Genomic DNA, 14,127 nt, shown 5'->3' with positions numbered 1-14,127 from the left:
GGGTGATGTGATGCGAAAACCGAGCGGATCGCGTGCGCAACAGCATGGCGCCGCCACGCTGCTGGTATCGATGGTGCTGCTGATCGCGGCCACGCTACTGGTGCTCTACGCTTCCAATACGGTTGTTGGCGAGCAGCGCATGTCGGCGAACGAAGTGCGCAGCAAGCAGGCGTTCGAGGCGGCCGAGGCCGGCATCGAGCTGACGATCCAGCAAATCAATGCGAGCGAAGGCGACATCGACTTCGATGTCGCAGCACAGACCGCGCTGAACGCCAGCTGGACACCGGCGAATCCGAATTCGAGTTTCAGCGTGTTGTTCTGCGAACCAACGACCCTTGATTTTGCCAATCTGCCCCAGTGTGCAGATAGTGCCGACGATGGCATCACGGCAGCTTCGTGTACCAATCCTGGGGCCTCTGCAAAAACGGCTTGGGCGGTTTCGTGCGGATGGAGCGACGACAGTGCGGCGAGAAAACGCATCCTCACGCTGGTCGCGAAGACCGACCCGGTGCCGGGAGACGTCTCGAATCCGCTGATTGCGAAGGGCTCGGTCGGGATGAGCGGCAACGCGACGGTCGTCAATTACTTCAATAATCTGACCGTGTGGACCGGCTCGACGCTCGACAACACCGGCAACACCGGCAAGACGGTGATCCGGCGGCCCGGGGTCACCGATGGCACCAGCGACTGCGCGGCCGGCGACTGCACCTCCGACGAGGTCACCACTCAGGTCGGCGGCGGCAATCAGGTTTGCAACGATGCGCAGGCGCCCGACCTGATCTGTACGACGAGCACCGGCGTCTACGGGCCGGACGTCATCCAGAGCGATACGACGCTCGCGAACTTGACCGAGGACCAGTATTTCGAGAATTTCCTCGGCATGAAGCCGAATGAGTACAAGTCCACGCAGGCCGAAGAGGTCGTGGCCGGCGCCGACGCGGGTTCCATCGGTGACGGGGAAGCCGACAACGGCGGTGGCACAGTATTCTGGGTCGAGGGCAATGCCGCGATCAATCAGGACATCGGCTCGGCCGACAAACCCGTGGTGCTGGTCGTCGATGGTGACCTCGACCTCAGCGGCAGCCCGACGATCTTCGGTATTGTCTTCGTGAGGGGGAATCTGACGCAGAGCGGTTCGGCGACGATCCGCGGCGCAGTGCTCATCACCGGCAGCGTCGACGCCGACGGCAGCCTCAACGTGATCTACGATCCGGATGCGATCGGGGGGGCGGGAAATGCCGGAAGTTATGCCTCTCTGCCGGGAAGCTGGCGCGATTTCTAAGCTTACGCAACATATTCGACAGGTGAAGCGGCCATGAAAAACGCTGGACGGCAGGCCTACAGGGGCATGGTACTCATCGAGGCAATGGTCGCCCTGGTGGTGATGGCTGCCGGGATTCTCGGCATCGCGAAACTGAACACCTTCTTTATCGAGGTCAGCGGGCAGGCCAAATCGCGGACGCAGGCCGTGCAGTTGGCGGAAGGCAAGCTCGAGGAGTTGCGTTCGCTGATGGTGAGGAGTCAGTTCGAGGCGATTGCCGGCGATTGCGACAGCGTGTACGGCATGTCGGCGTCCGACGTGCAATCGACCGCGTTCGAACGTTGCTGGACGATAACGCCCGAAACGATCACGGAAGATGACGATCATGCGGAAATCTCGGTGCTCGTGTCGTGGACTGACCGGATGAACATCGAACAGGCCGTCGATGTGCGCTCGGTTGTCGCGTGGGACGACCCCGGCAAGGCGGTCGCGCTCGTCAAGCCCGGCGAGGGGGTGGGCAGCCACGCCGAAACGCCGACCGGGCGGGCGCGGCTCGGCGACGGGACGAGGACCGTGGACAACACCGTCACGCCCAATGCCGACGGGCTGCGCCAGCAGCAGGACACCGATAACATCTGGCGCCTCGTCGATTCGAACGGCAACGTTTTGCTGACCGCGACCCGAGAGGACGAGCGCTTCAGCGAGATCGCCGGCAATGTGTATATCGATCAGAACAACCTGAGTTCGCTCAACAACGAAGACGTCTATATCGTGATTTCCGATGCGTCGTTCTGCTCGATGACGCCCGAAAAGAATCCGGTCACTCCGACCCCGCCGCCGTATTACCAAAGTCCGAGCACGGTCTACAGGACTTTCAGCTACCGCTGCTATGTCGGCGCGAACTGGTTCGGCAATATCGGCGTGATCCGCACCGATAGCGCGAACACGAACGACCGCGTCTGTCTCGGCGATCCGGCGGTCACCGCGGTGGCTACAGATGTGAAGAGCGACAATCGCCATCCGGCGCTTGGCACGTCGCGGATGTATCGCGGTTATGTGTCGGCCGGTGCGTTCTTCAAGTCGACCGGCATCGGCGTGCAGTCGAGCGACACCAGCGATTACACGGCCGCGCTTTATGACGGCCACGATTTCCTGCTGACGCGGATTACTGGCAATCCGGTCGACGCGGATTGCAGCGCGAAGCTCAGGCTCTATGACAATGTGAGTCCCACATACGTGCCGTTCTCGACCGAGGCGGACAACCCCCGGAACCACCGGAAATTGGATCCGGCGGATAGCGGCTCGTTGGCTCCGACAGAGACTGCCTATCTGCAAGGTAACAGTGTGGACGTGGTGCTCGGCAACCCCGGCAAGTTCTTCTGCTTCACGACGACCTGCCCTGATCCGCTGCCGAACGCCGCGGCGCCCGAAATCACGATCAACATCACCGGCACGGTGACCCGGAACCCGACGACCGGTTCCGGCAAGCCGACGATCGAGTCGATGACGACGAACAGCGGCGGCAGCTGCACTCCTTTGCCGTCCTGGTCAGGTTCCGCCGCGGTGAGTGACGTTTATACCTGCTCCTTTACCGGCGCAGGCTTTACCGGAGGCAGCTGGTCGGGAGCGATCACCGTTACCACGGGAAGCGACAACTTTGTTTGCCAGACTGCCACGAGCGGAACGGCGTCGCCGTTGCCGGCAGCGCCTTCGACTGCGACTGCGACGACCTACACCTTCAATTTCACGGGTCAGTCGATCAGTGCGGGCAACAGCACCTTTAACTTCGCGATCGGCGGGACCGCAGCTAATTGCGTACCCTGAACCGGACAATTGATTTTGGGAGCAGCACGGATATGAACGAGAGAGGCCACAACTTGCGCGGCCGCCCCACCGCTGACCGAGCGGCGGAGGGCTTCACGCTGATCGAATTGATGATTGTCGTCGCCGTCGTCGGCATCCTCGCTGCCATCGCCTACCCGAGCTATCAGGAATTCGTCCGCAAGGCTCGCCGTGCGGACGGCAAGGAAGCGCTGGTGCGGGTGCAGATCGAACAGGAAAAATGGCGAACGAACAACACCACGTACACATCAAACCTAGTAGATGACTTGGGGCTCGACGACGAATCGGCCGAGAAGCATTACACGCTCGCGATTTCAGGGACATCAGGCACGGGTTACACGGTGACTGCAACTGCGGTCGGCGCGCAGGCCGACGACACCGATTGCGCAACGATAGTCCTTAAGGAAGGTGTGGCGGAAAGCGAGAAGCGGACCCCTGCAGTTTGTTGGTAAAGGCCAGGCCGTAATCGCTAGTTTTTTGCACCTCGAGCCAGCAACGTCTGCAGCCGAACGACCAGCCGCAGTGACCCTCCCCGACTTCCGCAACCTCGGCGTGATTCTGCGGATTCTCGTGATCGCGGAGTTGGCAAGTCTCGGCGCGCTGCTGGCGCACTCAGCGGACGGATTCGAGGCCTTGCTCCGCGTTCCCGACTCGGGACTGCTGTTCGAATCCTCGCTGTTGGTTGTCGTGTTGCTGCTGTTTCTGCTGTCACCGTGGCTCGGACGTCTGCCGTACCGGCAGGGCGTGTGGGCGGTGATCGGGCTGGCGGCGGGCGTTTCGGCGGTGCAGGACGCCGCGCTGAAGGCGTGGGTCGGATCGTTACCGACCGGCGGCGGGCTGAAGGCGGCCGCAGTTGCCGCACTACTCGCCTGCCTGATCCTCGCGTACTTCAACTGGCGCCAGCGAGTACTTTCCCCGGCGCTCGCGGAGGCTCGGCTGATGGCGCTGCAGTCCCGCATTCGGCCGCATTTTCTGTTCAATAGCCTTAATACCGCAGTGTCGCTTGTACGGCGCGATCCGCGGCTGGCCGAGCAGGTTCTGCTCGACATGTCGGACCTGTTCCGCGTGCTGCTCGCCGAACCGCGTTCGCTGGTGCCACTCGCCGACGAGATCCAACTGGCGCGTTCATATCTCCAGATCGAGCAGCTTCGGCTGGGGGAGCGCCTGCGGGTGAAATGGGATTGCGAGAACGCGCCGCTGGACGCATCGGTGCCGATCCTGTTGCTGCAGCCCTTGCTTGAAAACGCCGTCCGGTATGGCGTCGAACCGGCGTCGGGCGGGGGGGATGTCTTCGTCCGGATCCATGCAGAAGGTGGGGCACTGCGCATCGAGGTTGCCAATTCGATTCGCGATGCAGCGGCGGAAGTTTCGAGGGGAAACCGGATCGCCCTTGCGAATATCGAAGAACGCCTCGCGCTGCATTTCGACGCCGAAGCACAGTTGCGCACTTTCCAGAAGGATGCGCGTTTCGTTGTGCAGGTGAGGCTGCCGATTAATGCCGGATCCCGGGTGGCTGCATGAAGCATCGCGCATGCGCGATGCTTCATCGGCAGGTCGGGTAGCCGAGAACTTTCCCGTCGCCGCTTGGCGAACAACTGCGCACCCGTCCGATATTGCTGACGATCACGCGGACCTCCTTCCCGCCTGTCGATCTCAGCGTTACGGTCGCGTTCGTACCGAGCGCCGTGCCGCGCACGGGGTTGAAACGTGTCGATCCGCGAGTGGCCCGTGCGATCACGCCCGGAAATTCAGCAGCCTCGAATACCTTCAGAACCCGTTCGTCAGCCTGCGGGATCGAGCAGGCTGTTTCGTCTTCGGGATCGGCAATGGCGGTATCACAGGTGGTGCGATCACGGATGCCGACGCGCCACGCGCCCGTGTTGTTCATGGAGTAGGTGACGACCATTGGAACCATCTGCTTGATCCCTTCCGACCGCGCGAAGTGCAGCGCGGATTGAACTGCTTCGGCGGCGCCGCTCACGCGACGGGATTCGAGCATCATGGCCATCAGAGGCTGGCCTGCACCGAGCAGGATCCCGATCACCGCGAGTGTGACGAGCAGTTCGATCAGGCTGAAGCCGGATGTGCGTTTTCTGGGCATGTCAAATGTATAGATGGTCTGCGCAAAATATGCAAATCAAGTACATGCTCTCCGTGACGCTGTCCTCCCTGATCCCTCTCCAATGCAGTCTGGTGCGCTTGAGCATTCGGCGGTAACCTCTACGCCATTACTTTGAATGGCGGTTGAGATCCTGATTTTTCTCTTGCGACACTCGTTACGGCGGCCCATTTCTTGTGGGCCGGCGACTATTGGGGATGGCTTCCGGCACTGCCGCCACACAGCCCAATTTCTTCTTCGAAGGTCATCGATGCTGCGGATTTCGAAGCTGTGCCGGGTTGCGGTGGTGTCGATCGGGGCGGCTTTCGCAGCCGCGGCGTCGTTCGGCGCCGAGGTCGAGCTGGTCGGCGTGTTCGGCGGGAAGGCGGTGCTGATCGTCGATGGCGGTGCGCCGAAGACGCTGGCGGTCGGGGAACGCACGCGCGAGGGGGTCAGGTTGATCGAAGTCCGTGGCGAGACGGCGGTCGTCGAGGTGGATCGCACGCCGCGCCGGATTGCGCTCGGGCAGTCGGCGCTGCGCGCCGAGGTGCCGGAAGCGGCGTCAGCGACAGTCAGTCTTTTTGCCGATTCCTCCGGCCATCACTTCGCGAACGGCACGATCAACGGGGCTGCGGTGCGTTTTCTCGTCGACACCGGCGCGAGCATGGTGTCGATCGGCTTGTCGGACGCGCGGCGGGCCGGCATCGACTATCGTCGTGGCATGCCGGCCCGCACCCAGACGGCGAGCGGGCCGGCGGTGGTGTGGAAGGTGCGGCTCGATACCTTGCGCGTCGGCGACATCACGGTGCACGGTGTCGATGGACTGGTGCATGAAAACGACCTGCCGTTCGTACTGCTCGGGATGAGTTTTCTCGGCCGCATGGACATGCAGCGGGAGGGGGGCCGACTCGTGCTGCGCAAGCGTTACTAAGGTGAAACGAGTGACGGAAAAGAATCTCATGAAAACGGCATTCGATGCCGAGGGGCTGCGGCGCCGGTTTGTCGATGCGCCGGAGATGGCGCCGGTGCGCGAAGATGGCTCCCACCGGGGGGCGTTCCGCCCGGCCGCGGTGCTGGTCCCGGTGGTCCTGCGCCCGGAACGGCTCGCGGTGCTGCTGACGCGCCGCACGGATCATCTGCATCATCATCCCGGCCAGATCAGCTTTCCCGGCGGGCGGGTCGAGAAGGCGGACGTCTCGGCGGTGATGACGGCGTTGCGCGAGACGGAGGAGGAGATCGGTCTCGATCCGGAACGCATCGAGCTGCTCGGAGAGCTGCCCGACTACTTCACCGGGACCGGTTTCAGGGTGACGCCGGTGGTCGGGCTCGTGCATCCGCCGTTCGAGCTGAAGCTCGACACGTTCGAAGTCGCCGAAGCGTTCGAAGTGCCGCTGGCCCATTTCCTCGATCCGGCCAACCACCAGCGTCACAGCATGGAATACCAGGGCCGGATGCGACAGTATTACGCGATGCCGTACGAAGGGTATTTCATCTGGGGCGCGACGGCGGGAATTCTGGTGTCGCTGTACCGGTTCCTCGGCGGCGAGCCGAGCGTGTAGCGATCGCTGAGGTTGACGTTGACGTCAACGGACATTATGTTGCGCCCTCGTACGCCCGCATCCGGGCGGCATTCACGGAGAGTCTCGCAATGAAGATCGAAAATGGCGTGTTCGTCGTCACGGGTGGCGGGTCGGGGCTGGGGGCGGCGACGGCGCGGATGCTGGTCGGGGCCGGAGGCAAAGTGGTGCTGGCCGACGTGAATCGTGACGCGGGCGAGGCGCTGGCGGCGCAATTGGGCAGTGCGGCGGCGTTCGCCGCGACCGACGTGACCGACGAGGCGAGCGCGAAGGCGGCGATCGATCGCGCGGTGTCCGGCTTCGGCGGATTGCACGGGCTGGTCAATTGCGCCGGCATCGCTCCGGCCGAGAAGGTCGTCGGCCGCGAGGGGCCGCATCGGCTCGAATCGTTCGCGCGCACGATTACCGTTAACCTCATCGGCAGCTTCAACATGATGCGCCTCGCGGCGGATGTGATGACAAAGGCGGCGCCGAACGAGGAGGGCGAGCGCGGCGTGATCGTCAGCACGGCGTCGGTCGCGGCCTATGACGGTCAGATCGGCCAGGCGGCGTATGCGGCGTCGAAGGCGGGCGTTGTCGGGCTGACGTTGCCGGTGGCGCGCGAACTGGCGCGCTTCGGCGTGAGGGTGATGACGATCGCGCCGGGGATCATGGAGACGCCGATGCTGATGGGGATGCCGCAGGAAGTCCAGGATTCGCTCGGCAGGACCGTGCCGTTCCCGTCGCGCATGGGGCGGCCCGCGGAATACGCGGCGCTGGTTCGCCACATCATCGAGAACGCCTACCTCAACGGCGAGACGATCCGCCTCGACGGCGCGATTCGCATGACGGCGAAATAAGCTGAAGCGGGCTGCGGACGGCGTCGCGGCGATGGTAAGCGGGGCGTGCGACGATCGCGGCTCTTTGCGGCTGGCGTGCCGTAAGTTTTGCTGCAGTGCAATGGCGGCGGGACGTCAAGTGTGCTAAAAGACGTTTCGCTGCCTGAACGGGCGGCCGGGTCCGCCCCTCGCCGTCCTCGCCGTCCTCCGTGTTTCCCCGATGAGCGCCTCTGAAATCGAGCCCGTCCGAGCATCCTTGCCTGAGCAGGACTGCTATCACTGCGGTCTGCCGGTCCCGCCCCAGACGCACCACTATGTAACGATCGACGGCGCGTCGCGGCGCATGTGCTGCGTCGGCTGCGAGGCCGTCGCCGAGTCGATCGTCGCCAACGGCCTGACCGATTACTACCGCCATCGCGACGCGATGCCCGAGCCGCAGAAGGAGGCGCTGCCCGCCGAACTGCAGGAACTCGGGCTGTTCGATCATCCCGATTTCCAGAAAACCTTCGTGCAGCCGATCGGCGAGCACGAGCGCGAGGCGGCGCTGATCCTCGAGGGCATCACCTGCGCCGCGTGCGTGTGGCTGAACGAACAGCATGTCGCACGCCAGCCGGGCGTTTCGCTGGTCGAGGTCAACTATGCGACCCGTCGTGCGCGGGTGCGCTGGGACGAACGGCGCATCAAGCTGTCCGGGATCCTGTCCGCAATCCAGGCCATCGGCTACCGCGCGTATCCGTACGACGCCGAGCGGTCGGAGCAGATCGGCAAGCGCGAGCGCCGCTCGATGCTGTGGCGCGTCTTCGTCGCCGGCTTCGGCATGATGCAGGTGATGATGTACGCCTTCCCGGCGTACATCGCCCCGGAGGGCGACCTGGCGCCGGACATCGAGCAGCTGATGCGCTGGGCGAGCCTGCTGTTGACGCTTCCGGTCGTGCTGTATTCCGCGGCGCCGTTTTTCCGCCGGGCGTTGCGCGACCTGAAGTTGCGCCGCTTGGGCATGGACGTGCCGGTGGCGCTTGGAGTTGGCAGCGCCTTCGCGGCGAGCGTCTGGGCGACGCTTGCCGGGGGCGGCGAGGTGTATTTCGACTCGGTGACGATGTTCGTGTTCTTCCTGCTGTGCGGGCGCTATCTGGAGATGGTGGCGCGCCAGAAGGCGGTGCGTGGCGTCGAGGAACTCGGCAAGGTGCTGCCGGCGTTTGCCGAGCGCCTGCCCGGCTGGCCGGCGCCGGACGGTGAGCGCGTGCCGGTGTCGCAACTGGTGCCGGGCAACTTCGTGCGGGTGCGTCCCGGTGAAGTGATGCCCGCCGATGGCGTCGTTGTCGACGGGCGCAGCGAGGCGAACGAGGCGCTGCTGACGGGCGAGAGCCTGCCGGTGCCGAAGTCTGCCGGGAGTCCGGTCACTGGCGGCAGCATCAATATTTCGAGTCCGCTGACGGTGCGCGTCGAGCAGGTCGGGGACTCGACCCGCCTCGCGGCGATTTGCCGCCTGATGGAGCGCGGCGCGAGCGAAAAGCCCCGCATCGCGCAGCAGTCGGACCGCTTTGCGGCCGTGTTCATCGTCGCGCTGCTCGCGCTTGCGTTCGCGACGGGTATCGCGTGGTACTTCATCGAGCCGGAACGGGCGCTGTGGGTGTTCGTGTCGGTGCTGGTGGTCGCGTGTCCTTGTGCGCTGTCGCTGGCGACGCCGACGGCGCTGACGGTGGCTACCGACGCGCTGGCCCGAATGGGCGTGCTGGTGACGCGCGGGCATGCGATCGAGACGCTCGGGCGTGCGAACCACTTCGTCTTCGATAAGACCGGCACGCTGACGCATGGGCGGATGAGCCTCGAGGAAGTCCTGCCGCTCGGCGAACTGGGCGAAGCCGGATTGCACAGGCTGGCGGCGGCGCTCGAGCGCGATTCCGAACATCCGGTCGCCGCGGGACTGCGCCGCGCCGCGGGAGACGGCGTGCTGCCCGCGGTCGATGAGGTTGTCGCGCAAACCGGGCAAGGCATCGCGGGGCGGATCGAGGGCGTGCGCTATGCGATCGGACGGGCGGCATACGTCGCTGCGCAACTGGGCATCCCTGAACCGGCCCGGTGCGCGGAGTTCGAGGCGCGGGGCGGGTCGGTGATCGCGCTCGGCAGAACGGGCGAATGGCTCGGCCTGTTCCGCCTCGCGGACGTGCCGCGCGAGGAGGCCGCGCAGCTGACGACGAAGCTTCTCGCAGAGAAGGTGCGCATGACGGTGCTGAGCGGCGATTCGCCCGGCGCGGTCGATGCGGTCCTGGGCATCGAGGACGCTCACGGCGCCCTGACGCCTCAGGGCAAGCAGCAGTTCCTGGCGAGGCTGCAGCGTGCCCCCGGGGCAGTGGTGGCGATGGTCGGCGACGGCGTGAATGATGCTCCGGTGCTTGCCCAGGCACATGTGTCGGTGGCGATGGGCGGCGGCACCGAGCTCGCCCGCAACGAAGCCGACATCGTGCTGTTGAGCGAGAGTCTCGCCGGGCTCGGGCGCGGGCTCGATCTTTCGCGCCGCACGCTGTGGATCATCCGGCAGAACCTGTGGTGGTCGTTCGCGTACAACTTCACTTCGGTGCCGCTCGCAATGGCCGGCCTGGTCACGCCCTGGATGGCGGGCATCGGCATGGCCGGAAGCTCGCTGCTCGTCGTTCTCAACGCGCTGCGTCTGCAGCGCCAACCGCGGAGCGGGGTTCGCTGATGGAAAGCCTTTACATCCTGATCCCGCTCTCGGTCGTCCTGGTTTTCGTGATCGGCGTGATCTTCTGGTGGTCGCTCAAGTCAGGGCAGTACGACGATATGGAAGGTCCGGCGTACCGGGTGCTGATGGATGACCGCGATGCGCCGCCGCCTCCCGAGAGACAGCCGGACGGCACGGATCGCGAGCTGCCGAAGTAAGTCGGCAAAGTGAGTCGGCAAAGTGAGTCGGCAAAATGAGTCGGGGCACATCGCAGCGCTGCCGGGGGCACCCTTTGTTGACCTTGGTCAAAACGTCATCCGGGCGAGATGGGCATACTTTTCTCATGGTTTTTACGGTTGTCGCCGCGAGGTTTCGGGCGGCATTCCGGCAACTGGTATTTATGTCTCTCTGTTGGGGTTGGGGGTGCGTTCGATACGCACCCTTTTTTTTGCCTGCGATTTTCACCATGTTTAGAACATGGTTTTTGCGCGATTGATACCCCATATGCTTCCGCCCGATTGCGCGGTGCAATACAATGTTGACCTAAGTCAACGGCCGGTCAGCGGTGTTGTGCGTCAACGTGTTCGTCCGGGCCGCTAGTGCGTGGATGGTTGCAGACCGGGCGCAAAGGTTTTTCATCAGGGGGGCAGTTACATGCAATCGCAAGCGACTTACAACTACAAAGTCGTGCGCCAGTTCTCCATCATGACAGTCGTGTGGGGAATCGTGGGCATGCTGGTCGGCGTGATCATTGCGGCACAGCTTGTATGGCCGGAACTCAACGTCGGGGAATGGTTCCACTTCGGCAGGTTGCGTCCGCTTCACACAAACGCGGTGATCTTCGCGTTCGGCGGCTGTGCGCTTTTCGCGACGTCGTATTTCGTCGTTCAGCGCACCTGTCATACCACGCTGTTCGCGCCGGGTCTCGCGGCTTTCACGTTCTGGGGCTGGCAGCTGGTCATCGTGCTGGCCGCAGTCACGCTGCCGCTCGGCATCACGAGTAGCAAGGAGTACGCCGAGCTCGAATGGCCGATCGACATCCTGATCGCGGTGGTGTGGGTGTCCTACGCGATCGTGTTCTTCGGCACCATTGCCAAGCGCAAGACCTCGCATATCTACGTCGCGAACTGGTTCTTCGGCGCGTTCATCCTGACCGTGGCGCTGCTCCATATCGTCAATAGCGCAGCACTCCCGGTGACGCTCACCAAGTCGTATTCGGCGTACGCCGGCGTGCAGGACGCGATGGTCCAGTGGTGGTACGGCCACAACGCGGTCGGCTTCTTCCTGACCGCCGGCTTCCTCGGCATGATGTATTACTTCGTGCCGAAGCAGGCGGAGCGCCCGGTGTATTCGTACCGCCTGTCGGTGGTGCACTTCTGGGCGCTGATCTTCACCTACATGTGGGCGGGCCCGCACCATCTGCACTACACCGCGCTGCCCGACTGGACCCAGTCGGTCGGCATGGTGTTCTCGCTGATCCTGCTGGCGCCGTCGTGGGGCGGCATGATCAACGGCATCATGACGCTGTCCGGCGCGTGGCACAAACTGCGCACCGACCCGATCCTGAAGTTCCTGATCACCGCGTTGTCGTTCTATGGCATGTCGACCTTCGAAGGCCCGATGATGTCGATCAAGACGGTGAACGCGCTGTCGCACTACACCGACTGGACTGTCGGTCACGTCCATTCGGGCGCGCTCGGCTGGGTCGCGATGATCTCGATCGGCTCGATGTATTACCTCTTGCCGCGCATGTACGGCCGGACCGAGATGTATTCGACAGGTCTCATCAATGCCCACTTCTGGATCGCGACGATCGGCATCGTGCTGTATATCGCGTCGATGTGGATTGCCGGCGTGATGCAGGGCCTGATGTGGCGTGCAACCAATCCGGATGGCACCCTTACGTACTCGTTCGTCGAGAGCGTCAAGGCGAGCTACCCGTTCTGGTCGATTCGCCTGGTAGGCGGGGTGCTCTTCCTGACCGGCATGCTCATCATGTTCTACAACATGGTCAAAACGATGGCTGGCCACCGCGCGTACGACGCTCCCGTCGTGCTTCCCGCCGCTGCGCACGCCTGATCGGAGAAATGTGACATGGCTAAATCGAATCACGATTTTATCGAGCGCAGTGTTGGTTGGCTGATCGTGTTCACGCTGCTGACGGTGAGCGTCGGCGGCCTCGTCGAGATCGTCCCGCTGTTCTTCCAGAAGTCGACGACGATGCCGATCGATCGTCAGGGCAACCCGCTGAACGTCAAGCCGTACGATCCGGTCCGGCTCGTCGGGCGCGACATCTACGTCCGCGAAGGCTGCTACAACTGCCACTCGCAGATGATTCGCCCGTTCCGGGCCGAGACCGAACGCTACGGTCACTACTCGGTTGCCGGGGAATTCATTTATGACCGGCCGTTCCAGTGGGGCTCGAAGCGGACCGGCCCGGACCTGCAGCGCGTCGGCGGTCGCTACTCCGACGAGTGGCACCGGGTGCACCTCACTAATCCGCGCGACGTCGTGCCGGAATCGAACATGCCGGCGTTCCCGTGGCTCGAACGCCCGGTCGAGGCGGACGACATCGAGCAGAAGATGCAGGTGCTGCGCACCCTGGGCCATCCCTATTCCGACGAGGAAATCGCCGGGGCCCGGGCAGCGCTCGAAGGCAAGACCGAGATGGAAGCGCTCATCGCGTACCTGCAGGGGCTGGGTACCGCGCTTTCGAACTTCAAGTGACGAGCAGGAGAAGCGCCGTGGATATCAACGATTTGCGATCCCTCATCACCGTGCTCGGCATGGCCTGCTTTCTGGGCATCTGTTTCTGGGCTTACAGCAAGCGTGCCCGGGCCGGATTCGATGAAGCGGCGCTGCTTCCCTTCACCGACGATGATGCGCCGGCGCCGCACGCTGCCCGGCAAGCCAAGGAAGGATAAAAAATGGCTGACTTTGTTAGCGGTTTCTGGAACATGTATGTGATGGGCCTGGTGGCCCTGAGCCTGCTGTTCTGCCTGTTCGTGCTGATGTCGAACAACAAGCGCGAGACCGGTCCGGTCGAGTTGCACGGCCACGTCTGGGACGAGAACCTCGCCGAATACAACAACCCGCTGCCGCGCTGGTGGTTGTATCTCTTCTGGCTGACGCTGATCTTCGCGGTGGTGTACCTGATCCTGTATCCGGGATTCGGCAACACGAAGGGCGTGCTCGGATGGGCGTCGGTCGGGCAGTACGAAACGGAGACCCGGAAGGCGGAGGAGCGCTATGCGCCGATCTTCGCCAAGTACCAGGGCATGGACGTGGCGGGAGTGGCCGCGGACCCGGAGGCGCGCGGCATGGGCCAGCGGCTGTTCGTGACCTACTGCGCGCAGTGCCATGGTTCGGATGCGCGCGGTGCGAAAGGCTTCCCGAACCTGACCGACAAGGCCTGGCATTGGGGCGGCGATCCTGAGACGATCAAGGCCACCATCACCAACGGGCGGATCGGCGTGATGCCCCCTCTCGGTCCGACGCTCGGCGCCGACGGGGTGAAGGATGTCGCGAACTACGTGCGCTCGCTGTCCGGCCTCGCGCACGACTCGCTGCGCGCCCAGCGCGGCGCAGAGCTGTTCCAGCAGAACTGCGTGGCATGTCACGGAGCCGAGGCGAAAGGGACGCCGGCGATGGGGGCTCCTGATCTTTCCGATGACGCCTGGCTTTACGGCTCGTCGGAGACGACGATCATGGAAACCGTCACGAAGGGCCGGATGAACCGGATGCCGGGATTCGGTGAATTCCTCGGCGAGGCGAAAGTGCACCTGCTGACGGCGTACGTGTACGGTCTCTCGAACAAGCCGGCGCAGTAAACCGTTTCGGGCAGCAGCCAT

14 protein-coding genes are annotated in these 14,127 nt (G+C 63.8%); 13 read left to right on the top strand and 1 reads right to left on the bottom strand.

Annotated features, from left to right (window positions below; genetic code table 11):
• Nucleotides 1-10: 10 nt before the first annotated feature.
• From pbN1_RS02515 to pbN1_RS02500, 4 genes are read left to right on the top strand one after another with little or no spacing between them, the layout of a single operon-like run.
• Complete coding sequence (locus pbN1_RS02515) at nt 11-1,282, top strand: pilus assembly PilX family protein (protein WP_280516173.1); 1,272 nt, start codon at nt 11-13, stop codon at nt 1,280-1,282.
• Nucleotides 1,283-1,315: 33 nt separating this feature from the next.
• Complete coding sequence (locus pbN1_RS02510) at nt 1,316-3,085, top strand: type IV pilus modification PilV family protein (protein ID WP_169201416.1); 1,770 nt, start codon at nt 1,316-1,318, stop codon at nt 3,083-3,085.
• Complete coding sequence (locus pbN1_RS20920) at nt 3,073-3,555, top strand: type IV pilin protein (protein ID WP_280516172.1); 483 nt, start codon at nt 3,073-3,075, stop codon at nt 3,553-3,555. The genes pbN1_RS02510 and pbN1_RS20920 overlap by 13 nt, the downstream gene beginning before the upstream one ends.
• Complete coding sequence (locus pbN1_RS02500) at nt 3,512-4,624, top strand: sensor histidine kinase (protein WP_244857136.1); 1,113 nt, start codon at nt 3,512-3,514, stop codon at nt 4,622-4,624. Before pbN1_RS20920 ends, pbN1_RS02500 begins: the two co-directional genes overlap by 44 nt.
• Before the next feature lie 22 nt (nt 4,625-4,646).
• Here the strand turns inward: pbN1_RS02500 and pbN1_RS02495 are convergent, their stop codons facing one another.
• Nucleotides 4,647-5,204, bottom strand: coding sequence for a GspH/FimT family pseudopilin (locus tag pbN1_RS02495; protein ID WP_169201478.1), 558 nt, complete (start codon nt 5,202-5,204; stop codon nt 4,647-4,649).
• Between the two features lie 268 nt (nt 5,205-5,472).
• Between pbN1_RS02495 and pbN1_RS02490 the strand changes: the two genes are divergently transcribed.
• The 9 genes from pbN1_RS02490 (at nt 5,473) to ccoP (ending at nt 14,106) form a co-directional block, all read left to right on the top strand.
• On the top strand, nt 5,473-6,132 hold the full coding sequence (locus pbN1_RS02490) for a retropepsin-like aspartic protease family protein (RefSeq protein WP_169201417.1): 660 nt from the start codon (nt 5,473-5,475) through the stop codon (nt 6,130-6,132).
• A gap of 28 nt (nt 6,133-6,160) precedes the next feature.
• Nucleotides 6,161-6,760 (top strand): CoA pyrophosphatase, encoded by a 600-nt coding sequence (locus tag pbN1_RS02485; protein ID WP_425305750.1) that lies wholly within the window; start codon nt 6,161-6,163, stop codon nt 6,758-6,760.
• 89 nt (nt 6,761-6,849) lie between these two features.
• A complete protein-coding gene (locus pbN1_RS02480) occupies nt 6,850-7,617 on the top strand; it encodes a 3-hydroxyacyl-CoA dehydrogenase (RefSeq protein WP_169201418.1) in 768 nt (255 codons plus the stop codon).
• A gap of 199 nt (nt 7,618-7,816) precedes the next feature.
• Nucleotides 7,817-10,297, top strand: a complete 2,481-nt coding sequence (locus tag pbN1_RS02475) for a heavy metal translocating P-type ATPase (protein ID WP_169201419.1) — start codon at nt 7,817-7,819, stop codon at nt 10,295-10,297.
• Nucleotides 10,297-10,494, top strand: coding sequence for a cbb3-type cytochrome oxidase assembly protein CcoS (gene ccoS / locus pbN1_RS02470; protein WP_169201420.1), 198 nt, complete (start codon nt 10,297-10,299; stop codon nt 10,492-10,494). The genes pbN1_RS02475 and ccoS overlap by 1 nt, the downstream gene beginning before the upstream one ends.
• A gap of 436 nt (nt 10,495-10,930) precedes the next feature.
• Nucleotides 10,931-12,355: a cytochrome-c oxidase, cbb3-type subunit I gene (gene ccoN, locus pbN1_RS02465; RefSeq protein ID WP_169201421.1), complete on the top strand. Its 1,425-nt coding sequence runs from the start codon at nt 10,931-10,933 to the stop codon at nt 12,353-12,355.
• Between the two features lie 15 nt (nt 12,356-12,370).
• Complete coding sequence (gene ccoO / locus pbN1_RS02460) at nt 12,371-13,003, top strand: cytochrome-c oxidase, cbb3-type subunit II (protein ID WP_169201422.1); 633 nt, start codon at nt 12,371-12,373, stop codon at nt 13,001-13,003.
• A gap of 17 nt (nt 13,004-13,020) precedes the next feature.
• The gene (locus tag pbN1_RS02455) at nt 13,021-13,200 is read left to right on the top strand and encodes a cbb3-type cytochrome oxidase subunit 3 (protein ID WP_169201423.1); all 180 of its coding nucleotides are present in this window, start codon (nt 13,021-13,023) and stop codon (nt 13,198-13,200) included.
• Between the two features lie 3 nt (nt 13,201-13,203).
• Nucleotides 13,204-14,106 carry a cytochrome-c oxidase, cbb3-type subunit III gene (ccoP, locus tag pbN1_RS02450; protein ID WP_169201424.1) on the top strand — a complete coding sequence of 301 codons (903 nt, stop codon included), beginning with the start codon at nt 13,204-13,206 and terminating at the stop codon, nt 14,104-14,106.
• Nucleotides 14,107-14,127 lie beyond the last annotated feature (21 nt).

The organism is Aromatoleum bremense (assembly GCF_017894365.1).
Lineage (GTDB): Bacteria > Pseudomonadota > Gammaproteobacteria > Burkholderiales > Rhodocyclaceae > Aromatoleum > Aromatoleum bremense.
The sequence above is the reverse complement of the archived record's forward strand: the minus strand, read 5'-3'. Positions and strand labels throughout refer to the sequence as shown.